The organism is Saccharopolyspora gregorii, assembly GCF_024734405.1.
In the GTDB taxonomy this organism is placed as follows: domain Bacteria; phylum Actinomycetota; class Actinomycetes; order Mycobacteriales; family Pseudonocardiaceae; genus Saccharopolyspora_C; species Saccharopolyspora_C gregorii.
The window spans coordinates 2,273,117-2,296,435 of the sequence record NZ_CP059556.1 but is presented as its reverse complement, the minus strand read 5'-3'; the positions used below and the strand labels follow the sequence as shown (position 1 = coordinate 2,296,435).

General features: G+C 71.1%; 22 protein-coding genes. 8 read left to right on the top strand and 14 right to left on the bottom strand.

Annotated features, from left to right (window positions below):
* Positions 1–89: 89 nt before the first annotated feature.
* Positions 90–875 (top strand): alpha/beta fold hydrolase, encoded by a 786-nt coding sequence (locus H1226_RS09850; RefSeq protein WP_258348603.1) that lies wholly within the window; start codon positions 90–92, stop codon positions 873–875.
* On the opposite strand, the gene H1226_RS09845 is transcribed toward H1226_RS09850, so the two are convergent.
* The gene (locus tag H1226_RS09845; protein ID WP_258348601.1) at positions 872–1,273 is read right to left on the bottom strand and encodes a hypothetical protein; all 402 of its coding nucleotides are present in this window, start codon (positions 1,271–1,273) and stop codon (positions 872–874) included. The genes H1226_RS09850 and H1226_RS09845 overlap by 4 nt on opposite strands.
* Positions 1,274–1,413: 140 nt before the next feature.
* The gene (locus tag H1226_RS09840; protein WP_258348600.1) at positions 1,414–1,812 is read right to left on the bottom strand and encodes a GntR family transcriptional regulator; all 399 of its coding nucleotides are present in this window, start codon (positions 1,810–1,812) and stop codon (positions 1,414–1,416) included.
* 20 nt (positions 1,813–1,832) lie between these two features.
* Here H1226_RS09840 and H1226_RS09835 point away from each other — a divergent pair, with 20 nt between their 5' ends.
* The 4 genes from H1226_RS09835 (at position 1,833) to H1226_RS09820 (ending at position 5,490) form a co-directional block, all read left to right on the top strand.
* Positions 1,833–2,918: a CaiB/BaiF CoA transferase family protein gene (locus H1226_RS09835; RefSeq protein ID WP_258349383.1), complete on the top strand. Its 1,086-nt coding sequence runs from the start codon at positions 1,833–1,835 to the stop codon at positions 2,916–2,918.
* The gene (locus H1226_RS09830; RefSeq protein ID WP_258348599.1) at positions 2,915–3,751 is read left to right on the top strand and encodes an HpcH/HpaI aldolase/citrate lyase family protein; all 837 of its coding nucleotides are present in this window, start codon (positions 2,915–2,917) and stop codon (positions 3,749–3,751) included. The genes H1226_RS09835 and H1226_RS09830 overlap by 4 nt, the downstream gene beginning before the upstream one ends.
* A 111-nt stretch (positions 3,752–3,862) precedes the next feature.
* Positions 3,863–5,206: a TRAP transporter permease gene (locus H1226_RS09825; RefSeq protein WP_258348598.1), complete on the top strand. Its 1,344-nt coding sequence runs from the start codon at positions 3,863–3,865 to the stop codon at positions 5,204–5,206.
* Positions 5,203–5,490 carry a hypothetical protein gene (locus H1226_RS09820; RefSeq protein ID WP_258348597.1) on the top strand — a complete coding sequence of 96 codons (288 nt, stop codon included), beginning with the start codon at positions 5,203–5,205 and terminating at the stop codon, positions 5,488–5,490. Before H1226_RS09825 ends, H1226_RS09820 begins: the two co-directional genes overlap by 4 nt.
* Before the next feature lie 47 nt (positions 5,491–5,537).
* Here H1226_RS09820 and H1226_RS09815 read toward each other — a convergent pair whose 3' ends face one another.
* Both H1226_RS09815 and H1226_RS09810 read right to left on the bottom strand, forming a co-directional pair.
* On the bottom strand, positions 5,538–5,717 hold the full coding sequence (locus H1226_RS09815; RefSeq protein WP_258348596.1) for a DUF397 domain-containing protein: 180 nt from the start codon (positions 5,715–5,717) through the stop codon (positions 5,538–5,540).
* The gene (locus H1226_RS09810) at positions 5,717–6,556 is read right to left on the bottom strand and encodes a helix-turn-helix domain-containing protein (protein WP_258348595.1); all 840 of its coding nucleotides are present in this window, start codon (positions 6,554–6,556) and stop codon (positions 5,717–5,719) included. Before H1226_RS09810 ends, H1226_RS09815 begins: the two co-directional genes overlap by 1 nt.
* Positions 6,557–6,787: 231 nt before the next feature.
* Here H1226_RS09810 and H1226_RS09805 point away from each other — a divergent pair, with 231 nt between their 5' ends.
* Complete coding sequence (locus H1226_RS09805) at positions 6,788–6,967, top strand: hypothetical protein (RefSeq protein ID WP_184478454.1); 180 nt, start codon at positions 6,788–6,790, stop codon at positions 6,965–6,967.
* Between the two features lie 272 nt (positions 6,968–7,239).
* Here H1226_RS09805 and H1226_RS09800 read toward each other — a convergent pair whose 3' ends face one another.
* The 7 genes from H1226_RS09800 to H1226_RS09770 form a co-directional block, all read right to left on the bottom strand.
* On the bottom strand, positions 7,240–7,683 hold the full coding sequence (locus tag H1226_RS09800; RefSeq protein WP_258348594.1) for a hypothetical protein: 444 nt from the start codon (positions 7,681–7,683) through the stop codon (positions 7,240–7,242).
* Positions 7,680–11,504, bottom strand: coding sequence for a DUF6531 domain-containing protein (locus tag H1226_RS09795; protein WP_258348593.1), 3,825 nt, complete (start codon positions 11,502–11,504; stop codon positions 7,680–7,682). The genes H1226_RS09800 and H1226_RS09795 overlap by 4 nt, the downstream gene beginning before the upstream one ends.
* Before the next feature lie 36 nt (positions 11,505–11,540).
* Entirely contained in the window at positions 11,541–12,242 is a 702-nt protein-coding gene (locus H1226_RS09790; protein ID WP_258348591.1) for a WXG100 family type VII secretion target, read from the bottom strand.
* Positions 12,239–12,553: a type VII secretion target gene (locus H1226_RS09785; RefSeq protein WP_224955515.1), complete on the bottom strand. Its 315-nt coding sequence runs from the start codon at positions 12,551–12,553 to the stop codon at positions 12,239–12,241. The genes H1226_RS09790 and H1226_RS09785 overlap by 4 nt, the downstream gene beginning before the upstream one ends.
* Positions 12,554–12,555: 2 nt before the next feature.
* On the bottom strand, positions 12,556–13,020 hold the full coding sequence (locus H1226_RS09780) for a YbaB/EbfC family nucleoid-associated protein (RefSeq protein WP_224955514.1): 465 nt from the start codon (positions 13,018–13,020) through the stop codon (positions 12,556–12,558).
* 118 nt (positions 13,021–13,138) lie between these two features.
* A complete protein-coding gene (locus H1226_RS09775; protein WP_258348589.1) occupies positions 13,139–16,006 on the bottom strand; it encodes an FAD-binding and (Fe-S)-binding domain-containing protein in 2,868 nt (955 codons plus the stop codon).
* A complete protein-coding gene (locus H1226_RS09770) occupies positions 16,006–17,172 on the bottom strand; it encodes a pyridoxal-phosphate-dependent aminotransferase family protein (RefSeq protein WP_258348588.1) in 1,167 nt (388 codons plus the stop codon). The genes H1226_RS09775 and H1226_RS09770 overlap by 1 nt, the downstream gene beginning before the upstream one ends.
* 146 nt (positions 17,173–17,318) lie before the next feature.
* On the opposite strand from H1226_RS09770, the gene H1226_RS09765 reads away from it, so the two are divergent.
* Both H1226_RS09765 and H1226_RS09760 read left to right on the top strand, forming a co-directional pair.
* On the top strand, positions 17,319–18,584 hold the full coding sequence (locus H1226_RS09765; protein ID WP_258348587.1) for an SLC13 family permease: 1,266 nt from the start codon (positions 17,319–17,321) through the stop codon (positions 18,582–18,584).
* A 54-nt stretch (positions 18,585–18,638) separates the two neighbouring features.
* Positions 18,639–19,412 carry an IclR family transcriptional regulator gene (locus tag H1226_RS09760; protein WP_258348584.1) on the top strand — a complete coding sequence of 258 codons (774 nt, stop codon included), beginning with the start codon at positions 18,639–18,641 and terminating at the stop codon, positions 19,410–19,412.
* A gap of 15 nt (positions 19,413–19,427) precedes the next feature.
* Here H1226_RS09760 and H1226_RS09755 read toward each other — a convergent pair whose 3' ends face one another.
* The 3 genes from H1226_RS09755 to H1226_RS09745 form a co-directional block, all read right to left on the bottom strand.
* On the bottom strand, positions 19,428–20,201 hold the full coding sequence (locus H1226_RS09755; RefSeq protein ID WP_258348582.1) for an enoyl-CoA hydratase/isomerase family protein: 774 nt from the start codon (positions 20,199–20,201) through the stop codon (positions 19,428–19,430).
* Positions 20,198–21,391 carry a CaiB/BaiF CoA transferase family protein gene (locus H1226_RS09750; protein WP_258348579.1) on the bottom strand — a complete coding sequence of 398 codons (1,194 nt, stop codon included), beginning with the start codon at positions 21,389–21,391 and terminating at the stop codon, positions 20,198–20,200. The genes H1226_RS09755 and H1226_RS09750 overlap by 4 nt, the downstream gene beginning before the upstream one ends.
* A 486-nt stretch (positions 21,392–21,877) precedes the next feature.
* Positions 21,878–23,227, bottom strand: coding sequence for an MFS transporter (locus H1226_RS09745; protein ID WP_258348577.1), 1,350 nt, complete (start codon positions 23,225–23,227; stop codon positions 21,878–21,880).
* Positions 23,228–23,319 lie beyond the last annotated feature (92 nt).

Genomic DNA, 23,319 nt, shown 5'->3' with positions numbered 1-23,319 from the left:
TCCCGGCGGCTCGCGGTGCGCGGCGCCCCGGACGTCGTGCACGCGAGGCCACCGTCGGCTTCGGCCGAACCGAGGACGATACTGCGGGCATGCCCGAACTCGACTTCGCCGACGCCCGCCTGCACTACCGGCTCGCCGGGAACCCCGGCGGACCGGCGCTGCTCCTGCTGCAGGGCCAGGCGAACTCGCAGCGGTGGTGGAACGAGGTGCGCACCGACTTCGAGGACACCTACCGGACGATCACCGTCGACTACCGGGGAACCGGGGATACCGCCGCACCCGATGCGGACTGGACGACCCGCTCGTTCGCCGCCGACGCCGCCGAGGTGCTGCGCGCCGCCGGGGTCGCCCGCGCGCACGTGTACGGCACGTCGATGGGCGGCCGGATCGCGCAGTGGCTCGCCATCGACCGGCCCGAGCTGGTGGACCGGCTGGTGCTCGGCTGCACCACGCCCGGCGGCGAGCACGCGGTCGAGCGCGACCAGCAGGTGCGGCGCTCGCTGCTGAACCCGGACCCGGCGCAGCGGCGGCGCGCGCTGTTCGAGCTGATGTACACCGGCGCGTGGACGGGTTCCCCGGAGGACAGCACCGTGCTCGGCGACCCGACCATGACGGCCGCCGCCGCGCGACGGCACCTGCGGATGAGCGCGCGGCACGACGCGTGGGACCGGCTCCCCGAGATCCAGGCGCCCACCCTCGTCCTGCACGGCGACGAGGACCTGCTGGCCCCGGTCGTCAACGCGGAACTGCTGGCGCAGCGCATCCCGCACGCCGCGCTGCACGTGCTGCCCGGCGCCCGGCACGCCTACTTCGACGAGTTCCGCGCGGAGGCGTCCCGGTCGGTCCGCGACTTCCTCGCCGCGGCGGGTTCCTAGCGCACGCTGCGGAAGTTGTCGGCGGGCACCTCCAGGGACTCGCCCGATTCGAAGCGCACCACCACCCGGTCCGGTAGCCAGCCGACGTCGCGGACCCGCGGTTCCCGGCCCGCGCCGAGTTCGAGCAGCACCGGGTAGTAGTAGTCCGTGACGTGCGGCCCGAGGCGCAGTTCGTGCGCCACCCCGGTCGGGCGCACGACCCGCAACAGCCGCAGGTCGCTGGAGTAGTGCTCGCCGCCGTACACGTAGGTCATCCCGGAGTCCTGGGACCGCTCCTCGTGCAGGACCTCCTCCTGCAAGGAGATCGACGACGGTCCGATGAGGACCACCGCCAGCACCACCAGCAGCGCTCCGGCCAGGAGCACGACGAGGGCGGTGCGGAAGCTCTTGCGCAGCACGACGGGGACTCCTCCAGCGGACGGCGGGCCGCGCGGTTCCCGGCCCCTCGGCGGCTCAGCCTGCCGGAGCGGACCGGCCGCGGGCCTCGGCCGATCGGCCACCCGGCCCCGGCCGAACGTTCACCGCTCCGGGCGCCGGGTCAGCCCTGGCGGTCCGCCCGGTAGCCGCCGCTGAACCGGACGTGTTCGATCATGATCCGCTCGGCGGTCGCGCCGTCCTGGGCCGCCAGCGCGTCGATGATCCGCCGGTGCGCGTCGAGGTGGCCGCGCGCGCGTTCCGGTTCCAGCCACAGCGAGGCGTTCGCCGGCACCGGGTAGCTGTTGCGGATGGCGCGGGCCTGCCTGCCGAGGAACGCCGGGCCGCCGATGTCGGTGATCAGCAGGTGGAACCGGCGGCTCTGCTCGCCCAGCAGCTCGTGGCCGCCCCGCTCGGCGTCCTCGACCATCGAGCGGTGGATCCGGCGGAGCTCGTCGAGCTGGTCGGCGGTGATCCGCTCGGCGGCGAGCTTGGCGCCGAGGCCTTCGACGACGGCCCGCACGTCGTAGAACTCCCGACAAGATCGAGCACCCGACCCGCGGTGACCCGGCGCGCGGCCACGGAGCTTCCGCCGACGGCGTCGGCCTCTGGTGGAAGACCCTGGCGCGCGGCAAGCGGACCGCCGCCGTGAACCTCTCCACCCCCGAGGGCCAGCGGATCATCCGCGAGCTCTGCGCCGACGCCGACGTGCTCGTCGAGAACTTCCGGCCCGGAACCCTCGAACGGTGGGGGCTCTCCCCCGACGACCTCCGAGCGATCAACCCGCGGCTGGTGGTCGCCCGGATGACCGGGTTCGGCCAGCACGGCCCGATGTCGCGGCAGCCCGGCTTCGGCACGCTCGCCGAGGCGATGAGCGGGTTCGCCGCGTCCACCGGTGAACCGGACGGGCCACCGGTGCTGCCGCCGCTGGCGATGGCCGACGGCATCGCGGGGCTCGCCATGGCCTACGCGATCATGGTGGCGCTGCGGGCCAGGGACGAGACCGGGCACGGCCAGGTCATCGACATGGCCATCATCGAGCCGATCGTGAGCATCCTCGGCCCGCAGATGACCGCGTACAAGATGCTCGGCACCATCCCGCCGCGGACCGGCAACCGATCCAGCAGCAACGCTCCGCGCAACACCTACCGCACCCGCGACGGCCGCTGGGTCGCGGTCTCCACCAGCGCGCAGGCCATCGCCGAACGCGTCATGCACCTGGTCGGGCGGCCGGACCTGGCGGAACAACCGTGGTTCCAGCACGGACGCGGGCGGGTGGAGCACGTCGACGAGCTGGACTCCGCCGTCGCCACCTGGATCGCCGAACGGGACGCGGGCGAGGTGATCGACGCGTTCGAGCAGGCCCAAGCGGCGATCGCGCTCGTCTACGACGTCTCCGACATCGCGCAGGACCCGCAGTACGCGGCGCTGGAGACCTTCGTCGAGCTCGACGACGAGGAACTCGGCGCCACCACCGTGCAGAACGTGCTGTTCCGGCTGTCCGACACGCCCGGCGAAGTGCGCTGGCTCGGCCCACCGCTGGGCAAGCACACCGACGACGTGCTCGCCGAACTGTCCTACTCGCCCGAGCGGATCGCCGAGCTGCGGGAGAGCGGGGTCGTGGCATGACGCCGCCGGTGTGCTCCCTCTACGTGCCCGGCGATCGTCCGGAGCGGTTCGGCAAGGCCGCGGCCAGCGGCGCCGACGTGGTGATCCTCGACCTGGAGGACGCGGTCGGCGCGGAACACAAGGACGTCGCGCGCGAGCACGTCCGCGCGCACCTGGCCGAGCGCAGGCCGGGTCCGGAGCTGCACGTGCGGATCAACGATCCCGCCACGGAACGCGGTCGCGCGGACCTCGCCGCGCTCGCCGAGTGCCCGGGCCTGGACGCGGTGCGGGTCCCGAAGATCCACGGCGCCCGGGACCTCGCCGTCGTCGACGAGGCCTTCGGCACCCGGCCGACACCGGTGCAGGCGCTGCTGGAATCCGCGCGCGGCCTCGCCGACGCGGCGGCGATCTGCGCGCACCCCAGGGTCGCCGGGGTCGGGCTGGGCGAGCAGGACCTCGCGGCGGAGCTGTCCATCACCGACGAACGCGCCTTCGACCACCTCCGGCTCCAGCTGGTGCTGGCCGCCGCGGCGGCCGGCCTGCCCCCGGTGGCGATGTCGGTGCACGCGGACGTCCACGACGAGGCGGGGCTGCGGGCGTCCTGCGCGCACGGCAGATCCCTCGGCATGTTCGGGCGTTCCGCCATCCACCCCCGCCAGGTCTCCGTCATCCGGGACGCGTTCCGGCCGACGCCCGAGGAGGTCGCCCGTGCCGGTGAGGTCGTCGCGGCGGCCGAGCACCACGGCGGCGAGGGCGCGCTGGCGCTGCCCGACGGCCGGTTCGTCGACGCGCCCGTCATCGCCAAGGCCCGCAGCGTCCTCGCGCTGGCGGACCGGCTCGGCGAACGCGGCTGAGAAGCCGGAGCCGGCCACCGAAGTCCGGCGCCGCCGTCGCAGGTCCCGACGACGCGCCCGTCCGATCAGCTCACCGTCCCGGTGACCCGCAACGGTTCGAAGGAGCTCGTCGTGGGCGTAGCAGTGTGGGCACTCATCACCTACATCGCGATCATCGTCGTCTGGAACACCGTCCTGAAGCGCAACATCGGCGAAGCGATGCTCGTCGGATTCGTCGCCGTGTGCCTGTTCGGCGGCGGTGACGCGCTGGAACTCGCTCGCGCGGGGCTGGACGAAGCGCTCTCCGAGGAGGTCGTGTTCGCCGCGCTGGCGTTCGTGTTCATGGGCTACCTGATGACCGAGCTCGGCCTCATCGACCGGCAGGTCACGTTGCTCAACTCCGTGTTCGGCAGGCTCCGGGGAGGTTCCGCGTACGTGTCGACCTCGGCGGCGGCCCTGCTCGGCGGCCCCGCCGGCTCCGGCTCCGGTATCGCCGCCTCCGTCGGATCGGTGACGATCCCGTGGATGATCCGGTCGCGCTGGCGGCCCGACCTGGCGGCGTCGCTGGTGGCGGGCAACGCCGGGCTGGGGATCTCCATCCCGCCGAGCTCGTCGATGTTCCTGCTGCTGGGCTCGGCGGCGGTGGCGCCGGTGCTCAGCGCGGACCAGCTCATCGTCGCGGCGTTCGCCGGTGGGCTGTGGACGGTGCTGTACCGGTTCGTCGTGGTGTTCATCTGGGTCCGCCGGTTCCGGATCGAGAAGATCTCCGGGGAGGACATCGCGCCGTTGCGGATCGCGTTGAAGGAGGGGTTCAGCTCGCTGCTGGTGTACGCGGGCATCGCGATCCCGGTCGTGCTGACGCTCGACTTCGGCGTGCGGTTCCTGGAATCCCGCGTCGGCGACGCGGCGGGCGACATCAGCGTGATCGTGTGGATCCCGGTGCTCACCATCCTCGCGACGCTGCTCGTGGCGTGGCGGCGGTTGCCCCGCACGGGACGCGAGTGGAGCGCGCACCTCGGGAACATGGCTTCGCGCTACGCCGTCATCGGCGCCACCCTGCTGTTCGCCTTCGCGGCGTCGGCCAGCCTGGGCGAGCTGGGACTGGTCGAGCAGCTCACCGCGATCATGGAAGGGTTCGAGGCTCCACTGTGGATCGTCGCCTCGGTCGTCGGGCTGCTGCTGGTGGTGATCGCGGCACCGCTGACCGGCACCGCCACCATCGCCGCGGTCGGCGGCGTCGCCTTCAGCGCTCTGACCGCCGCCGGAGCACCCCCGGCCGCCGCGGCCACCGCCGTCCTCATCTTCGCCTCGACCGAGGGGGCGTCGCCGCCCGGTGCCGCGCCGATCTACATCGCCACCGGCATCGCAGGCGTCGACCCGTCCCGCACGTTCCTGCGGCTCATCCTCTGGTTCGTGCTGCCCGTCCTGGCCATCGGCGTGCTCGTCGCGACCGGCCTGCTCCCCGTTCCCGCATGAGCGAAAGGGAAACCATGTCGACCGAATCCCACCAGCCCCGCACCGCCCACGTGCTAGCGCAGCGGATCAGCATGCCGGTGTTCAAGGTCTGCCTCGTCGTGTTCCTGGTGCTCGGTGTCGCGCTGGTGCTCGCCCAGGCCGTCGGCATCGTCGTCGGGAACGCCGCGCTGGTGTCCGGCGCGGTCGACGTGCTGGGCGCGCCGACGACCATCGCGGCCGGAGTCACCGGACTGCTCGGGTTCGCAATGTCCTACGTGTTCCCGTGGAAGTCGGGCGAGGACTGAGGCGGTGCGCCCGGAACCCGCGGTCGGTTCCGGGCGCTCGCCCCTGGTCACCGCCGGTCGAAGCGACCTCGCTTGACCGCCTCCGTGAACGCGGGCACGTCGACCTGTAAGAACGGCCCCGCCGGGTCCTTCGAATCCCGCACCCGACGAAGATCCGCCGACACCTCAACACAGTCCGAACCGTTCTGACTCCGGCTGGACTTCAACCAACGCCGCTGCTCACTCATCACATTCGCTCCAGACTCTGGATCCGTCGGGTCATGGCCCTGCTCGTTTCCGCCGCACCGAGGGCGATGTCGTCCAGGTGGTCAACGGCCTGACGGTACGCCCTGATGTCGTCGTCCTCGTGCAGGAACAAGGTGGAACGGCGGTTCTCCAACTGCACGATCGGCGTGGACACCTCCGATTCGAGCAGTGTGAACGCGCCTTCCAGCGCCGGTTGCCAGCCGCTGCGGAACGGAACCACGCGCAGCTCGACGTTCGGACGCCGTGCGCTGTCGACGAGATGCCGCAGCTGCGCCGCCATGGTCCCGGCGTCGCCGACGATCTGGTGCAGCACCGCCTCGCCGAGGAAAGCCCGCATGGCCACCGGATCCGTGCGGGTGAGGACTTCGCGGCGCCCCAGCCGCAGCGCCACCCGCGCGGACACCTCGCTCGACGGCACTCCGCCCGCGCCCATGATCGCCCGGATGTAGCCCGTGTCCTGCAACAGACCCGGCACCAACAACGGAGACACCGCAGTGATCCGGGTCGCGGCCTGTTCGAAGTCGATCAAAGCCGACAGCTGCTGCTCCCGCTCGGGCAACGCCGTCGCCACCCACGGCGGATTCTTCGTCTCGTAAGCCAGCGACACGATCTCCTGGAACCGCGTCCCGTTGACGTCCAACGCCCCGAGGATCTGCGCAACCCGCTCCGGGGTGAACGGGCGCTCCCCGTTCTCCCAGCGCGAGATCTCGCCGGAGTGGCGTCCGATCCGCTCCCCTAACTCGCGCAACGTCACCTGGCGTTCGTTGCGGATCTTGCGCACGGCGATGCCCAGCGCACGTGCTTTCGGAGTCGCTGCCACCTGCTCACTCCCCGGTTCTCGTCCGCACGGCGCTCGCCCGACGTTCACCCGCTGCGCAGCCGGCAACTCGGTTGAGGCGATCACCATGCTCCTACGAAGATCGCCATTACCAAAACGGAGCGAAGCTACCAGCGGATTCGGCAACGGCCCGGTCGCAGCGGAAGTGGCGTCGCGGATTCACCTGACCGAGCAGGGGGCTGAGCAATGCAGCGTCACGACCCACCCGAATCAATGATCGAACACCGCGCGGACGCGGCGGAGACGTCCGACTGGACACCGCTGGAACGGACGATCCGCACCTGCTACTACTGCCGCCAGCCGTACCGGGCCGCCGTGGACGCGACCAAGTGCGAACGAATCCACGAGGCGCTCGCCGCCCTCGCCCGGAGCGACGGCGATGCCGGTTCATGACCGGTGCGGATCAGTCGTCCCGCTCCCCGACCACCACCCGGTAGCGGGCTGCACGTGGATGACCTCGGTCCTGGAAACCGGATGGCACCTGGTGCCCGCGCACTACGAAACGTTCCGAATCCCCTGCGCCTGCGGCCGCTTCCTCACCGGCCCGGTACACCGCCGCCTCCTCAACAACCCACCCACCGAACACCGCTGCACCAGGTGCGTGGCAGCGGTGTCCCACGATCACCCCTGCACATCGACCGACAGGTCGGGCCGCCCGAACTTCATCAGGCCGACCCTTCATCAACGGACACGGGACGAAATCTGACCGAATCAGCATCGGCGTATACCGTAAAACCCGCGGTCGAGGTAAACCCGACCACGCCGTCGCGAACTTCGATATCCCGAAATGGATTACCTTCTTCAAAATAGGCAACCCACATCAGTTCACCATCGGATGTTTCTCGCCCGAAAAATCCTTCCGACCCGTACGACCCTTCCCCCGCGAAGAAGTACGCCCCAGACCACTCCACCTTATTGGTAATATCGATAGAGGTCACCTCCTCGGGGTCGTTCTCCATCATCTCATCGAGACTAAACTCCTCCAGCACCTCAACTTTCGAACCCCCCGAGAAGCTCAACCTTGCAGCGAAGCTTTCACCACTGGCACCATAGATGCCATCTCTAATCGGAAGCATCCACTGGTTCCACAGATCTTGAATCTTGGTCACTTGTTACACCCCGGCTTCGCTGGCCTTTCCCGAAGGCCCGTGTCAGGAACCACGCCACCAGCCTTCTTGTTTCTTCGATCGTTGAATCGCTGCTCAAACTTTTCTTGCCAAGTCATCCCCTTACTGCTGTCAGGATGAGGAGCATTGGGGTTGACCTGCTGCACTGGAACAAGTGGAGTGCCCACCTCACGAGCAGCATCAAGCCTTCGATTGTCATACGTTACCAGCTGCCCGTCCACCTCAAGCACATGCAGCGCAGCATCAGACCGATTCCAATCCCACTTATTCTGCCGCATCAGTTCAGCGTAGTCATTGCCGGAAATGGTGCGCTGGGAAAAGTTAATCGTGTTTGGGTCAACCCACCTAGTAGAATCCTCCGCCGTCAACCCCAAGGGGTCAACGAGGGCCTGAGGATTGAATACATAACCGTGGGGCCTAGGCCCCGCCGCCAACCCCAGCGGGTCCCCACTGCCGTACCGCCCCGTGCTCGGGTCGTAGTGGCGGTGGAAGTTGTAGTTGAGGCCGGTTTCCGGGTCGGCGTACTGGCCCGGGAAGCGCAAGGGCGTGTAGGCGCCGGTGCGGCTGTGGTCGAGGGTGTTGCCCCACAACGTCGTCCGGTGGAACCACGCCACTCCACCCTGATCGTTGATCAGCTCCGCGGGTGAACCGACCAGGTCCGTGATGATCGAGTAGAACTGCTGGTCCACCCACTGCTGCGGCGCGTGGCGCAGCGGCGCCCGTTCGCGCTGGGCCAGCGGGCGGAACGTGCCGGGCTCGTAGTCCCAGACCGTCACGTGCAGGTCGGCGAACCGAGGACCGCCGGGCACACCACCGCTGTGCGCCTGCTCGGCCAACACCACCCCGTCCCAGGTGAAGTCGACCTGCTCCAGCACCCGGTCGCCGGGCCCGAGGCGTTGCTTGGCGACGCGGCGGCCCAGCGGGTCGTAGCGGTAGCGCCAGCGGGAGCCGTCGGGGGTGAGCACTCCGGTCAGCCGGTCGTCGGCGTCCCAGAAGTACCGCCAGGTGTCGGGTTTGTGCGACAGCCGCCTGCGCTGGCGGAGGATCATGCGGCCCTGGTCGTCGTGCTCGTAGCGCACCGCACCCGCTCGGCGCACCAGGGTGCCGGAGTACTCGCGATCGCCGACGGCATCGGCGTCCGGCGAACCCGCGGGCACCGGCCACGCCGCGTCGGTGACGTTCCCGGCGGCGTCGTAGGTGTAGCGCTCGGTCCAGCCGCCGGCCTGCACGGCGGTGACGCGGCCCGCGCGGTCCAGCTCGAAGGTGCGGGGGCCGGTGAGGGTGTCGTTGACGCCGGTGAGCAGGCCGTCGGCCCGGTAGCGGTAGGAGCGCTGCTGGACCTGGTGCCCGGTGGCTCCGGTGATGTGCTGCGACAGCAGCTGGTGGTTGGCGTCCCAGTCCTGGGTGAGCACGGCGTTCGCGCCGAGCGCGCGGGAGGTCTCGTGCCCGGCGGCGTCGTAGTCGAAGCGCAGCGTCCGGCCGCCCGCGTGCAGCGCGGTGGGCTGGTGGGCGGCGTTGAACTCCCACGCGCTCTCCGCCCCGGACGGCGTCCTCCGCCGCACCCGCCGGCCGAGGGCGTCGTAGGCGGAGTGCACGGTGCGGCCGTTGACGCTCTCCGCGAGCACCCGCCCAGTCGCGTCGCGCTGGAAGCGGATCTGGGTGTCGCCGTCCATCGCCTCGGCGAGGCGCCCGGCCAGGTCGTAGGTGAACGTGGTCGTGGCGCCGGGGGTGCGGCGTTCGATGACGTCGCCGAGGACGTTGCGCACGAACGTGGTGGTCTCGCCGACGCCGTTGGTGCGTTCCAGCAGCTGCCCGGCCGCGTCGTGCCGGTAGGCGACCTGGCGGCCGTTGAAGTCGGTCTCGCGCACGAGGTTCCCGGCCTCGTCGTAGTCGTAGCGCCAGACGAGCCCCTGCTCGTTGGTGACGCTGGTCAGCCGCAGTTCGGTGTCGTAGCCGAACTCCAGGCGAGTGCCGTCGGGACGCACCTCCGCCGAGGGCAGGTCGAAGTGGGTGACCTCGGTGTGGGTGGCTTGGCCGAGCGCGTCGACGTGGGTGCGGAGGTTGCCCTCACCGTCGTAGATCCAGCGCTCCGTGGCGCCGTCCGGCAGGGTGCGCCACGCGGGTTTGCCGTCGACGGTCCAGCCGAACCGGGTCGTGCCGCCGAGCGGATCGACCACGGCCGACGCGCGGCCGAAGCCGTCCCGCTCGTACCGGGTCGTCGCCCCCGCGGCATCGATGATCGAGAGCGGCAGCCCGGCCGCGTCCGTTTCAACGCGCCGCACCCCGCCCAGCGCGTCGGTGATCGCGGTGAGGTGGCCGTGCTCGTCGTAGGCGTAGGTCGTCACCGCGCCCATCGGGTCCAGCACCCGCGTGAGGTTTCCGCGCTCGTCGTACTCGCGGCGGGACACGGTGCCGTCCGGGGCGATCACCGTGGTCGGCAGCCGCAGCTCGTTGTACTCGAAGCGGGTCTGCGAACCGTCGGGGCGGGTCGCGGCCAGCAGGTTGCCGACCTCGTCGTACTCGTAGCGCACGGTGCGTCCGAGCGGATCGGTCCGGGACAGCAGCCGGTCGAACTCGTCCCACTCGGAGCGGACCTCGTGGCCGGCGGGATTGATCTCGCGGAGCGTCTGGCCGCGTTCGTTGAGGTGGTAGGTGGTCTGCTGCCCCAGCGAGTTCGTCCAGCGGGTCACCCCGTCCTCGTAGGACATCGTGCCGCTGAAGAAGCCGCCGGAACCGTCGGCCTGCACGACCCGGCCCTCGTGGTCGTAGCCGTAGCGGTACCAGGCGCCGTTGCGGTCGGTCCAGCTCGTGATCCGGCCCGCGTCGTCGTAGGTGAACGTCAGCGGCACGCCGGAGGCGTTGGTGATCTCGGTGAGCCTGCGGCCGGTGTAGCCGTAGCGCACCAGCTGGAGGTCGTCGCCGTCAGCCGCCTCCCGCAGGTGCAGCGCGGTGATCAGGCCGTCCTCGGAGTCGACCCGGATGCGGTAGCCGCCGCTGTGGCGGATCTCCAGCGGAGTTCCGGCCGCGTCCCGGTCGACGTCGATGCGGTGCCCGTTGCGGTCGGTGATCGCCAGCAGCGGCAGCACCGCGCGCCCGAGGCCGACGCCGAAGTGCAGCGTGCGGCCCTGCTCGACATCGGTGATCGTGAAGCCGTCCGCGGTGCGGGTCAACGCGCGGCGCGGGCCGGTGCGCGGCAGCACCGGCGAATCGTCGGCGGGCAGCGGGTAGAACAGCAGCGTGCCGTCGTCGGCGGCGAACGACACCTCGTTCCCCTCGACCTCCAAGCGCTGGTCCAGCGTGGACGACCAGCTCGGGCCGAAGTGCCGCCCCACCCGGTACGACGACAGGTGCGTCCGGTGCAGCACCAGCGGCAGCACGCCCGCCAGCTCCACGTCGGTCTGCGCGAGCACCATGTCGCCGCTGGCGATGTCGATCGGGTCGCCGCAGGTGTTCTTCTGGTCCGCGGGAACCCGTTCCCGGTCGGCGCCGCGGTTGTTGCCGTTGATCGACGAGTCGTCCGGGGCGCCGTTGCGGCCCGCCGGGGACGTGCCGTTCGGCGAGTCGACGTCGGATCCGCCGAGCTCCGGCCCGGTCGGGCGGCCCGAGGTGGGCGGCGCGCTCGTGCTCGACGTCGACGCCGGGCCCGAACCCCCACCGGGCCGTCCGGCCTGCGCCGTCTGCCGGATGCTGTCCTGCGCGCCGGAGACGCTGCTGCTCGCGTCGATGTTCCCGTGCCGCTGCGACGGCCTGCTCGGCGCATCACCACCACCATCGCCGTTCCCACCGCGAGGTCTCCTGGCCACAATCCCGCCTTAACGTAGGTCCGGTGCGAATCCCGGTCAGCCGTCGATGAGCTTGGTGAGGTTGGTGAGGCTGTCGATCAGGTCGCCGATGTAGCCGGTGATCTTCCCGACCCACTTGACCACGGCGGACGCGATCTGCGCGGCCACGACCGGGATGGTCACGACGAAGATCGCCTCGGCCGCCCACACGATGACCCGCGCCACCAGGTCCGCGATCAGGTCCCGCACCATGTCGCGGGTCATCTGCACCAGGCCGCCGGCGCCCTCGGTCGCGGCGGCCATCGCGGCGGACGTGGCGCCGAGACCGCCGATCGCGTCCACGTTCGCGCCCATCATCTCGCGGTAGGCGTCGGCGGCCTCCCCTTCCCAGCCGGGCAGGTCGCGTTCCAGGTCCGCCTTCAGGTCTTCGGACATCGACGCCAGTTCCGCGGCCATGTTCGTCCACGTGTTCGCGTGCGAGGTGACGACGTCGGGCATGCCGGTGAGTTCGTCGAGCATTTCCCGCAGGGGCTCGAAGTGCTCCATCGCCCAGCCCAAGCCGTTGGACAGCAAGGTGCCGAACGGGTCGAGCACGGCGGAGGCGACCTCCAGCCCGACTCCGACGCCCGACAGCACCCCGCTGGTCCAGTCGCCGCTCTGGATCGAGGTGACCAGGCCCTCGATGCTGTCGGCCGTCCCGGCCCCGGTCCACGCCTTCTGCGTCGATTCGACCGGGGCGACCAGCGAATCGTCGCTCACAGGCCACCTCCGGCGGCCTCGAAGCCCTCGCCCGCTTCGACTTCGCGGCGGTCGTAGTCCTCCGCGGTCGCGCGCAGCGCCTGCGCGGCCTGCGCCAAGTTCTCCTCCACGAACGCGAGCAGCTCGTCCTGCTTGGTGTGCCGGCCTTCCAGCACGCCGGGGATCCACGAGCACAGCACGCCGTAGGCCTGGTCGTCCTGCGCGATGTTCGCGCTCGCCGACTTCACCGCGCCGAACCGCGCCTGGAGCGCCTCGACCTTCTGCGCGTGCGCCCGCAGCTGGTCGGCTTCAACACCGAACCCGTCCGCCATGGTCAGCTCCGGAAGTCCTTCGTCACGTCGTAGTCGTCGTACTCGTCGCGCGGCGGCCGGGCGGGCCGCTCGGCGGGTTCGGCCGGGTCCGGTCCGCTGCGCAGCCGGTCGCCGAGGCGCTGCGCGATCTCCTGCCCGGCCGCGGAATCGGCGCCGAGGGTGTCGGTGACGATCTCCTGCGACCGGTCCGCGGCCTGGTTGCGCGCGGCGGCCAGCGCGGCGAGCACGGCCCGGGACACGACGTCCGGGGACTTGCGCTTGATCTCGTCGGTCAGGCGCAGGTCCACCATCGACCCGGTGGAGTCGACGGTGACCTGCGCCAGGCCCTGCGGATCGCCCGCGGTCACCCGGATCTCGCCGATCCGCTCGCTCATCGCCTGCGTGTTGGCCGCGACCTGCTCGGCGCGCTGCCGCCAGGCGGCGAGGCGTTCGCGGGCGGCGTCGGGGTCGAGGACGTCCCCGTTCACCTTCCGGCTCCTTCGATCACCACGGCCACTCCTCCGACCAGCTCGACACGTCCGCTCGACCAGCCTTCCAGGCACATCCGCCGGACGGCCCGGAACGCCGGTCGATCACTCGATCAGCCTAGCGGCCGGCGAGCGCGGCGCGGACCAGTTCCAGCGGGTGGTGCGCGGCGCGCGGGGTGCCGTGCGCGATCTGCTGGCGGCAGGACACCCCGGTCGCGGCGATGAGCGTGGTGCCCGGTTCGGCGCGCACCGCGGGGAACAACCGGTCGGAACCGATCGCCATCGACAGCTCGTAGTGCTCGGCCTCGAAGCCGAACGAGCCCGCCATGCCGCAGCACCCGGCGTCGAGCTCCGCCACCTCGGCGCCGGGGATGCGGCGCAGCAGGCCGACGGTGGCGGCGGTGCCGACCTCGGCCTTCTGGTGGCAGTGCCCGTGGAACAGCACCCGCCGTCCCGCGGGCCAGGTGTCGGCGGAGAGCTCCAGGTCGCCCGCGTCGATCGCCTCCGACAGCAGTTCCTCCAGCTGGCGCACCCGGCCGGCGACGTCGCGGGCCGCCGGGTCGTCCGGCAGCAGCGACAGCGACTCGTCCCGCAGCGTCAGCACGCAGGACGGTTCGCACCCGACGATCGGCGCGTCCGAAGTGGACAGCCGGGCGACGAGGTCGCGGGCCTTCGCCTTCGCGTCGTCCACCAGCCCCTTCGACAGGCTGGAGCGTCCGCAGCAGCCCCGGTTCACCAGCCGCACCTCGTAGCCCGCGCGCTCCAGCAGCTCCACCGCCGCCCGGCCGATGCCCGGCTCGGTGAACGTGGTGAACGAGTCCGCCAGGAACAGCACCGGTCCGCGCGGCGCCGGACCCGCCGCACCGCGACCCCGGAACCAGGAGGCGAGGTGGCGGCGCTGGAACCGCGGCAGCGGCCGGTGCTCGGTGATGCCCAGCGCGCGCCGGGCCAGCCTGCGCAGCAGCGGGATCCGTCCCGGCAGGTTCGACAGCGGCGCCGTCGCCGCCCCCAGCCGGTTCAACGCCCGGATCGCGCCGAACACCCGCGAGCGCAGCGGCACGCCGTGCAGGTCGTGGTGGTGCGACAGGGTCTCGCTCTTGAGCTTCGCCATGTCCACGCCCAGCGGGCACTCGCTCTTGCACGCCTTGCACATCAGGCACAGGTCCAGCACCTCGTGCAGCCGCTCGTCGCCCAGCGCCCGCTTCGGATCCGGCTCGGACAGCGCCTTCACCAGGGCGTTCGCCCGGCCGCGGGTGGCGTCCTGCTCGCGGGTGGTGGCCATGTACGACGGGCACATCACGCCGGTGGCGCTCTTGCGGCACAGGCCGATGTTCATGCACCGGTCGGCGGCGCCGCGCATGCCGCCGACGACCTCGAAGGACAACCTGGTGCGGAACGGGCCCGGCACCGGCTGCTCGGCGTCGCGCAGGTGCTCGGTCATCGGCGGCGCCTCGACGATCTTGCCGGGGTTGAGGGTGCCCGCCGGGTCGAACAGGTGCTTCACCCGGCACATCGCCGCGTACAGCTCCTCCCCGAACAGCTCGCGGTTGAACTCGCTGCGGGCCAGCCCGTCGCCGTGCTCGCTGGAGTTCACCCCGCCGTACTCGGCGACCAGCGACTTCACCTCCTCGGCGACCGCGCGCATCGTCGCCACCTGGGCGGGTTCGGCGAGGTCGACGAACGGCCGGATGTGCAGGCAGCCCACCGAGCAGTGCCCGTAGAACCCGGCGGTCAGGCCGTGCCGGTCGAGGATCTTCGCGAACTTCGCGGTGTACTCCGGCAAGTGCTCCGGATCCACGGCGGTGTCCTCCACGAACGCCAGCGGCCGCCGGGTGCCCTCGCCCGCGGCCATCAGCAGGCCGAGGCTGGACTTGCGGACCTTCAGCAGCGACTCCTGCTGGGCCGGGGTGACCGCCTCCAGCGTGTGGTAGCCGTGCCCGTGCCTGCGCCACAGCGCGCCGAGCCGCCGCAGCCTGCCCACCAGCTCGTCCTCGTCGTCGCCGGTGAAGCTGACGAACAGCAGCGCATCCGGGTCGCCTTCGAGGATGGTGCCCAGCGATGCGTACTCGATGCGCTGCCGGGACAGGTCCAGGATCGTGCGGTCCATCAGCTCCACCCCGGACGGGTCGCAGGACAGCGCGTCGCCGGTGGCGGCGATCGCGGCCTGCGTGGAGGTGAAGTGCCCGACGGCGATCACCGTGCGGCGCGGTTTCGGCACCAGGCCCACCACCGCCTCGGTGGCGATCACCAGCGTGCCCTCCGAACCGACCACGAACTCGGCGAGGTCGAACGGTCCCGGCGCGGCCAGCCGGTCCAGCCGGTACCCGCCCGCGCGCCGCCAGAAGTCCGGGAAGCCGTCGGTGATCGCGCCGTCGGCGACGAGTCCGGGCAGCTCCCGGTGCAGCCGCGCCTCCAGTCCGGAACCCGCCGCGCGCCGCAGCCGCTCCGCTTCGTCGACCGGGCCGAACCGGGTGGTGGAGGCGTCGGCGAGCACCACCGAGAGCTCCCGCACGTGGTCGATCGTCATGCCGTGGCGCACCGAACCGCTGCCCGCCGAGTTGTTGCCGATCATCCCGCCGAGCGTGGCGCGGTTGCTGGTGGAGGTGTCCGGCCCGAACATCAGCCCGTGCGGGGCGGCGGCCCGGTTCAGCTGGTCCTGCACCACGCCCGGCTGCACCCGCGCGAGGCGCGCCTCCGGGTCCAGCTCCACGATCCGGTGCAGGTGGCGGGAGAAGTCGAGCACGATGCCCGGCCCCACCGTCTGCCCGGCGAGGCTGGTCCCCGCGCCGCGCGGCACCACCGGCACGCCGTGCTCGGCGGCCGCCGCCACCGTCGCCGCCACGTCCGCCGCTTCGCGCGGGAACACCACGCCCAGCGGGGTGATCGAATACATGCTGGCGTCGCGGGAGTACAGGTGCCGCGTGTAGTCGTCGAACTCCACCTCACCGGCCAGGTCCGCCCGCAACCGCCGTTCCAGGTCACCCATCACGCCTCCCCGAGCTCGGCCAGCGCGGCGGTGATGCCGCGCTCGTCGAACGGGACGCCCGCCGCGGCCAGCCCCAGCTGCACCCCGGACAACGCCGCGGCCAGGCCCACGTCGTTGAGGTGTCCCAGGTGGCCGATGCGGAACAGGCGCCCCGCGAGCTTGCCCAGCCCCGCGCCCAGCGAGGTGTTGCACCGCTCCAGCACCACCCGCCGGAACTCGTCGGCGTCGTGCCCGTCGGGCAGCAGCACCGCGGTCAGCGCCGGGGAGTGCTCCCGCTCGTCCAGGCACAGCACCTCCAGCCCCCAGCCGCGCACCGCCGCCCGCGTCGCCGCCGCGTGCCGCAGGTGCCGCCGGAACACCGCGGGCAAGCCCTCCTCGTCGAGCAGCGCCAGCGCTTCGCGGAGGCCGAACAGCAGGTTCGTCGCCGGAGTGCTCGGGAAGAACCCGCGCTCGTTCGCCGCCAGCTGCGGCCGCCAGTCCCAGTAGGACCGCGGCAGCCGCGCCGATTCGGTGGCGCGCAGCGCCTTCGCGCTGATCGCGTTGAAGCCGAGCCCCGGCGGCAGCATCAACCCCTTCTGCGAGCAGGCGATCGTCACGTCCACGCCCCACTCGTCGTGCCGGTAGTCCACCGAGCCCAGCGAGGAGATGGTGTCCACCAGCAGCAGCGCCGGATGCCCCACCGCGTCGAGCGCCCGCCGCACCTCGGCGATCCGGCTGGTCACGCCGGTGGAGGTCTCGTTGTGCACCGCGCACACCGCCCGGATCTCGCCGTCCGGGTCGGCGGCCAGCCGCTCCCGCACCACCTCCGGGTCGATCCCGTGCCGCCAGTCGCCGGGCACGAAGTCGACGCGCAGGCCGAGCTTCTCCGCCATCTCCCGCCACAGCGCGGCGAAGTGCCCGGTCTCGAAGGCCAGCACCCGGTCGCCGGGGCTGAGCGTGTTCACCAGCGCCGCCTCCCACGCCCCGGTGCCCGAGGACGGGTGGACCACCACCGGGCCGGTGGTGCCGAACAGCGGCCGCAACCCCGCCAGCACCTCCGCGGCGAGGGCGGCGAACTCGGGGCCGCGGTGGTCGATGGTGGGTGCGGACATGGCCCGCAGAACGCGGTCCGGAACGTTGGTGGGGCCGGGAACGTGCAGGAAGTGCCGGCCGATCGGCTGCGCCATCGGAATCTCCCGTGTTCTATTCAGAAGCCTTGACCGTGAAATGTGCGCGGGGTCATACTTCCCCGGCACGAGACGTTGATCTCGCATCACGGAAATGAATTCCGCTCCCTTCCCGAGCCGACGACCGCCTCGAATCCAGGAGCACCATGTCCGTACAGATCTGGTCCATCATCGGGCTCGTCCTCATATTCCTCCTCGCCACGCTGCGCTCGGTGAACATGGGAGCCGTGGCATTTCTCGGAACATTCCTCATCGGCACGTTCCTGGTCGGCGACAGCGCCGACGAGCTGTTCGGCGGATTCCCCGGAGACCTCTTCGCGGTCCTCGTCGGGGTCACCATGCTGTTCGCCATCGCCAAGGCGAACGGCACCGTCGACTGGATGATCCACGCCGGAGTCCGCGCCGTACGCGGCCGCATCGCCCTCGTTCCGTGGGTGATGTTCCTGGTCACGAGCCTGCTGACGATGGTGGGCGCGGTGGTGCCCGGCGCGGTCGCGATCATGGCTCCGATCGGGCTGAACTTCGCCGCGCGGTACCGGATCAACCCGATGCTGATGGGGCTGCTCATCATCAACGGCGCCACCGCGGGCGGGTTCTCCCCGATCAGCATCTTCGGCGGAATCACCAACGGAGTCGTCGAACGCAGCGGACTCCCGGGAAATCCGCTGCTGCTGTGGGCGAGCCAATTCGCGTTCAACCTGGCGCTGAGCGTCGTCGTGTTCTTCCTCTTCGGCGGACGCGAACTCCTCGGCCGAACAGCCGAACCAGAATCCGCGGAATTGTCCAACGGCGGGACCACCGGGACCACGGTTCGGCTCGATGCGCAACGAATCCTCACGCTCGCCGGATTGCTCGTCCTCGCCGTCGGCGCCCTCGCCCTCGAATTCGACGTGGGCCTGCTGGCGCTGAGCATCGCGACCGTGCTGTGCGTGCTGCACCCGGGCACCGCGAAGTCCTGCGTCGCCGAGGTCGCGTGGCCGACGGTGCTGCTGATCTGCGGCGTGGTGACCTACGTGAGCATGATGGAGCGGATCGGCACCATCGAGTTCCTCGGCGACGGCGTGGCCGGGATCGGCGTTCCGCTGCTGGCGGCGTTCGTGATCTGCCTGATCGGCGCGGCGGTGTCCGCGTTCGCCTCCACCACCGGGATCCTCGGCGCGCTCATCCCGCTCGCGGTGCCGTTCCTGCTCACCGGACAGGTCGGCGCCATCGGCATGATCATCGCGCTGACGGTGTCGGCGTCCGTCGTGGACTCCTCGCCGTTCTCCACCAGCGGTGCGCTGGTCGTGGCGGGCGCTCCGCCGGAGCTGCGCGAGGGCGTGTTCCGGCGGCTGATGGTCTGGGGCCTGAGCATGATCGCGGTCGGGCCGGTGGTGTCCTGCGCGCTGTTCGTGCTGCCGGGGTGGCTGTGAGCGCCGGCCGCGGCGAGCACCGGATCGGCGCGGCGGACCGGTTAGGCTTCCGGGATGAGCGAAGGAATGCGCACCGTGCTCTCCGCTTTCCGGGTGCTCGAAGAGGTCGCGCACACCCAGCCGGCCGGGGTCGGCGACCTCGCCCGCAGGCTGCGGATGCCGAAGAGCACCGTGCAGCGGGCGCTGCGGACGATGTGGACGGCGGGCTGGATCTGCCCGGACGGCGCGGACGTCACCCGCTGGGTGCTCACCACCCGCGCCTTCCAGGTGGGCCAGCGCGCCATCGCCGACATCGGCGTGCGGGACGCGGCGGCGGCCGTCATGCACGAGCTGCGCCGGGAGACCGGCGAGACGGCGCACCTGATGGTCCGCGAGGGCGACCACGCGGTGCTCATCGAGCGGGTCGAGACCGAGCACCCGATCCGCGCGGTGGTGCCGCTGGGCAGCACGGTGCCGCTGCACGGTTCGTCGAACGGCAAGGCGATGCTGGCGGCGATGCCCCGGGAAGCGGTGCGCCCCATCCTCGGCGAGGAACTGGTCCGCTACACCGACAACACGATCGTGGACTGGGCGGAGTTCTTCGCGGAGCTCGACCGGGTCGCCGAGCTCGGCTACGCCGCGAACACCGGCGAGTGGCGCGCCGACATCGCCGCGGTCGCCGCGCCGATCTTCGACGACACCGGGGAGCCGGTCGCGGGCCTGTCGATCTCCGCACCGGCCGGCCGCATCACCCCGGAGCTGCGGGAACGCTACGGCGCGCTGGTAGCCGAGGCCGCCGCCCGGGTGAGCGCCACGCTGGGCCACCGCCCCGCGGTCCTGCCCGGCTGAGCCGCCCATACGGCATCACCGGCCGAGCCACTGCGGGCGGCGCTTCTCGGTGAACGCGCGCACGCCCTCCTGGAAGTCCGCGCTGCCGTAGCAGGACTCCACCAGGTCGTCCCCCGGTGGCAGCGCGTGCTCCCGCAGCCTGCGCACCGCCTCCTTGCCGGCGCGCATGGTCAGCGGCGCGTGCCCGGCGATCCGCTCGCACAGCTCCGCGACCCGCGCGTCGACCCGGGATTCCGGGAGCACCTCGGAGGCCAGCCCGGCGCGTTCGGCCGCCTCGGCGTCGAGGAAACCGGCCGTGCAGATCAGGTGCATCGTGCGCCCCGCGCCGATCAGCGAGACCAGCAGCGCGTGGTTGCGCATCGACAGGCAGTTGCCGACGGTGCGCGCGATGGGCATCCCGAACTTCGCCCGCTCCGAGCAGATCCGCAGGTCGCAAGCCGCGGCGATGGTGAGTCCGCCGCCGGTGGCGTAGCCGTCGACGACGGCGATCGTCGGCACGGGGATCCGCTCCACCGCGTCCAGCACGGCTTCCACCCGCCGCTCGTAGTCGTGCCCGGCGGCGGCGCCGTCGAAGTCCCGGAACTGGCCGATGTCGGTGCCCGCGACGAACGCCTCGCCCCCGGCGCCGCGCAGCACCGCGACCCGCACCTGCGGTTCGGCGGCGACGCGCGCGCAGAACGCGGCGAGCTCGTCGTACATCCGCCAGGTCATGGCGTTGCGGGCTTCGGGCCGGTCGAAGGTGGCGGTGGCGACGGCGCCGTCGATCTCGACGCGCACCCGCCCGCTCATGCGACGGCTCCGTCGGCCCGCAGGGCGCGGATCTCCTCGTCGGTGCGGCCGGTGGCGCGTAGCAGTTCGTCGGTGTGCTCGCCGAGCGCGGGCGCGGGCCTGCGGATCCGCCCGGGGGTGCCGCTGAGCTTCACCGGGACGCCGAGCGCGCGGACCGGGCCTTCGTCGGGATGGTCGACCTCGACGACCATCTCGCGGGCGAGGGTGTGCGGGTCGGCGCAGGACTGCGCGTAGTCCCGGATGGGTCCGGCGGGCACCCCCGCCGCCAGCAGCAGCCCGGTCCACTCCTCGGTGTCCCTGGTGCGCAGGGTCGTCGCGAGTTCGGCGGCGAGCTCGGCGCGGTGGCGGACCCGGTCGGTGTTGGTGGCGAACCGCTCGTCGGCGGGCAGTTCGGGCCGGTCGAGCACGGTGCAGAGCCGCTGCCACAGCCGTTCGTTGTTGGCGCCGACGGTGAGGTGCCCGTCGCGGGTCGGCAGCGCCTCGTAGGGCGCGTTGACCCGGTGCGCGGAGCCGAGCCTGCCAGGTGCCTCGCCGGTGGCCCACAACTCGGAGGTCTCCCAGATCGACAAGGCGAGGGCCGCGTCGTACAGCGAGGTGTCCACGGCCTGCCCGCGCCCGGTGGCGGCCCGGGACAGGCAGGCGCTGAGGATGCCGACGGCGCAGAACAGCCCGGCGGACAGGTCGGCGACGGGCACCCCGGACTTGGTGGGTGGGCCGCCGGGTTCGCCGGTGACGCTCATGATCCCGCTCATGGCCTGGGCGATGAGGTCGTAGCCGGGGCGCCCCGCGTACGGCCCGGTCTGCCCGAATCCGGACAGGGAGGCGTGCACGATCCGCTCGTTGCGCTCGCGCAGCGCCGGGTAGTCCACGCCGAGCCGGGCGGCGACGCCGGGCCGGAAGCTCTCCACCACGACGTCGGCGTCCCGGACCAGCCGGTAGAAGGTGTCGAGCCCGGCATCGGTCTTGAGGTCGAGCGCGATGCTGCGCTTGTTCCGGTTCACCGCGAGGAAGGCGGCGCTGGTGCCGCGGGGCAGCCGGTGCCCGGTGGCCTGGCGGGTGGCGTCGCCGCCGCCGACCGGTTCGACCTTGATCACGTCGGCGCCGAGGTCGCCGAGCAGTTGGCAGCAGTAGGGCCCGGCCATGACCTGGGTCAGGTCGAGCACGGTCAGGTTCTCCAGCGCGAACGTCATCGTTGCCCGCCGATCTGTGCCGCCGCACGGCACGACCTGTCTGTGACGGCATAACCGTACGAGCACGGCGGAGCCGCGGTCAAGGTTCCGGAGAACCGCAGGTCGGAGCGCATGTCGTTCTGTGCCGCACATCACAGAACGACTTCGAGGCCACGTGAAATACACAGCTCCGGTGTGGCGATTCACCGGGCGGGAGAAGGTCAAGCAGTGGCAACGAGAGGCCGGTTCGGAGCCTTGATCAGCCTCCAGCGACGTTCCCCCGGACAAGAATCACGTCGCGTTGTCACAGGAGACTCGGATGAGCCACATCATCGTCGCGCTGTCGGTCGAAGCCGTCGGACTGTTCGCCATCGCCGGGGCGATCACCGCGTGGACCCGCTCGGTCCTGCGGGCCGGCCCCCGCTGAAACCCCGTCCGCGAACGCAGAAGAGCCCCGCTGCCGAGAACGGCGACGGGGCTCTTCCGCGTCCGAGGTCAGTTCCGAGGTCAGTCCTTGGCGCCGACCAGCACCTTCGCTTCCTCGTGGTCCACCGCGGCCGGCGGCGAACCGGGCAGCCGCTTGCCCGCGGACTCCTTCGCGAAGTACACCGCGACCGCACCGATCACACCCGCACCCATCAGGTAGTAGGCGGGGATGTCCAGGTTCCCGGTGAGCGCGATCAGCGCCGCGATCACCGTCGCGGTCGTGCCGCCGAACAGCGACACCGAGATGTTGAACGCGATCGACAGCCCGCCGTAGCGGATATCGGTCGGGAACAGCGCGGGCAGCACCGACGGCGAGGTGGAGTTGAAGCACAGCAGCATCAACCCCATCAGCATCAGGCCGCTGAACGTGGCGAACGTGCCGCCCGCCTTCAGCAGCATGACCGACGGGATGGCCAGCACCACCAGCAGCACGCACCCGGTGTACATGACCGGCTTGCGGCCGATCTTGTCGCTGAGCCGCCCGATGAACGTGATCAGCACCATCGACACCAGCAGCACCACGATCTGCAGCACCTGGGACGTCGTGGAGTCCGTGCCCGCGTGCCCGTTGTCCGGCAGCGTCTGGGTGAGGTAGGTGGGCATGTAGCTGGTCAGCACGTAGTTGGTGACGTTGAAGACCAGCACGATGCCACCGCACACCAGCATCGCCGGCCAGTGGTTGACGAAGATCTTGCGGAACTCCGCCAGCGTCTGGTTGCCCTCGCGCCCCTCGGACTCCGCCGCGATCTTCGCGAACGCCGGGGTCTCCTCCAGCTTCATCCGGAGGTACAACCCGATGCCGCCGATCGGACCGGCGATCAGGAACGGGATGCGCCAACCCCAGGCCAGCAGGTCCTCTTCGCTGAGCAGCAGCTCCAGACCGGTCGCGAAGCTGGCACCCAGCGCGTAGCCGGTGAGCGTGCCGAACTCCAGGAAGCTGCACAGGAAACCGCGCTTGCGGTCCGGCGCGTACTCCGCGATGAACGCCATCGCGCCGCCGTACTCACCACCGGTGGAGAAGCCCTGCAGCAGCCTGGCCAGCAACAACAGCATCGGCGCCGCGACGCCGATGGCGTGGTAATCGGGCAGGATGCCGATGATGAACGTGCTGATCGCCATCATGATGACGGTCAGCGACAGGACCTTCTGCCTGCCGATCCGGTCGCCGAGCGGCCCGAAGAACAGCCCGCCGAAGGGCCGCACCAGGAACGCCGCGGCGAAGGTGCCGAGCGTGGCGATGGTGCCCATCGTCGGCGAGAGGCCGGCGAAGAACACGCTCTCGATCTTCACGGCCAGGTAGGAGTAGACGCCGAAGTCGAACCACTCCGTGACGTTGCCGATCGCGGCCGCACCGACGGCTCGGCGAATCACGCCCGGCTCGGTGACCGTCACATCCGATACCGAGAAGTCGTCCGATTCCGCGTTGGACGAGCTTGCCCCTGACAAGGAGAACACCCCTCTTA

Coding starts and splice junctions, on each gene's coding strand:
- H1226_RS09820 (WP_258348597.1), top strand. CDS start 5,203: ATGAGCGAAAGGGAAACCATGTCGACCGAATCCCACCAGCCCCGCACC.
- H1226_RS09770 (WP_258348588.1), bottom strand. CDS start 17,172: ATGGCGCAGCCGATCGGCCGGCACTTCCTGCACGTTCCCGGCCCCACC.
- H1226_RS09805 (WP_184478454.1), top strand. CDS start 6,788: ATGATCGAACACCGCGCGGACGCGGCGGAGACGTCCGACTGGACACCG.
- H1226_RS09750 (WP_258348579.1), bottom strand. CDS start 21,391: ATGACGTTCGCGCTGGAGAACCTGACCGTGCTCGACCTGACCCAGGTC.
- H1226_RS09755 (WP_258348582.1), bottom strand. CDS start 20,201: ATGAGCGGGCGGGTGCGCGTCGAGATCGACGGCGCCGTCGCCACCGCC.
- H1226_RS09775 (WP_258348589.1), bottom strand. CDS start 16,006: ATGGGTGACCTGGAACGGCGGTTGCGGGCGGACCTGGCCGGTGAGGTG.
- H1226_RS09830 (WP_258348599.1), top strand. CDS start 2,915: ATGACGCCGCCGGTGTGCTCCCTCTACGTGCCCGGCGATCGTCCGGAG.
- H1226_RS09765 (WP_258348587.1), top strand. CDS start 17,319: ATGTCCGTACAGATCTGGTCCATCATCGGGCTCGTCCTCATATTCCTC.
- H1226_RS09785 (WP_224955515.1), bottom strand. CDS start 12,553: ATGGCGGACGGGTTCGGTGTTGAAGCCGACCAGCTGCGGGCGCACGCG.
- H1226_RS09850 (WP_258348603.1), top strand. CDS start 90: ATGCCCGAACTCGACTTCGCCGACGCCCGCCTGCACTACCGGCTCGCC.
- H1226_RS09760 (WP_258348584.1), top strand. CDS start 18,639: ATGAGCGAAGGAATGCGCACCGTGCTCTCCGCTTTCCGGGTGCTCGAA.
- H1226_RS09815 (WP_258348596.1), bottom strand. CDS start 5,717: ATGAGTGAGCAGCGGCGTTGGTTGAAGTCCAGCCGGAGTCAGAACGGT.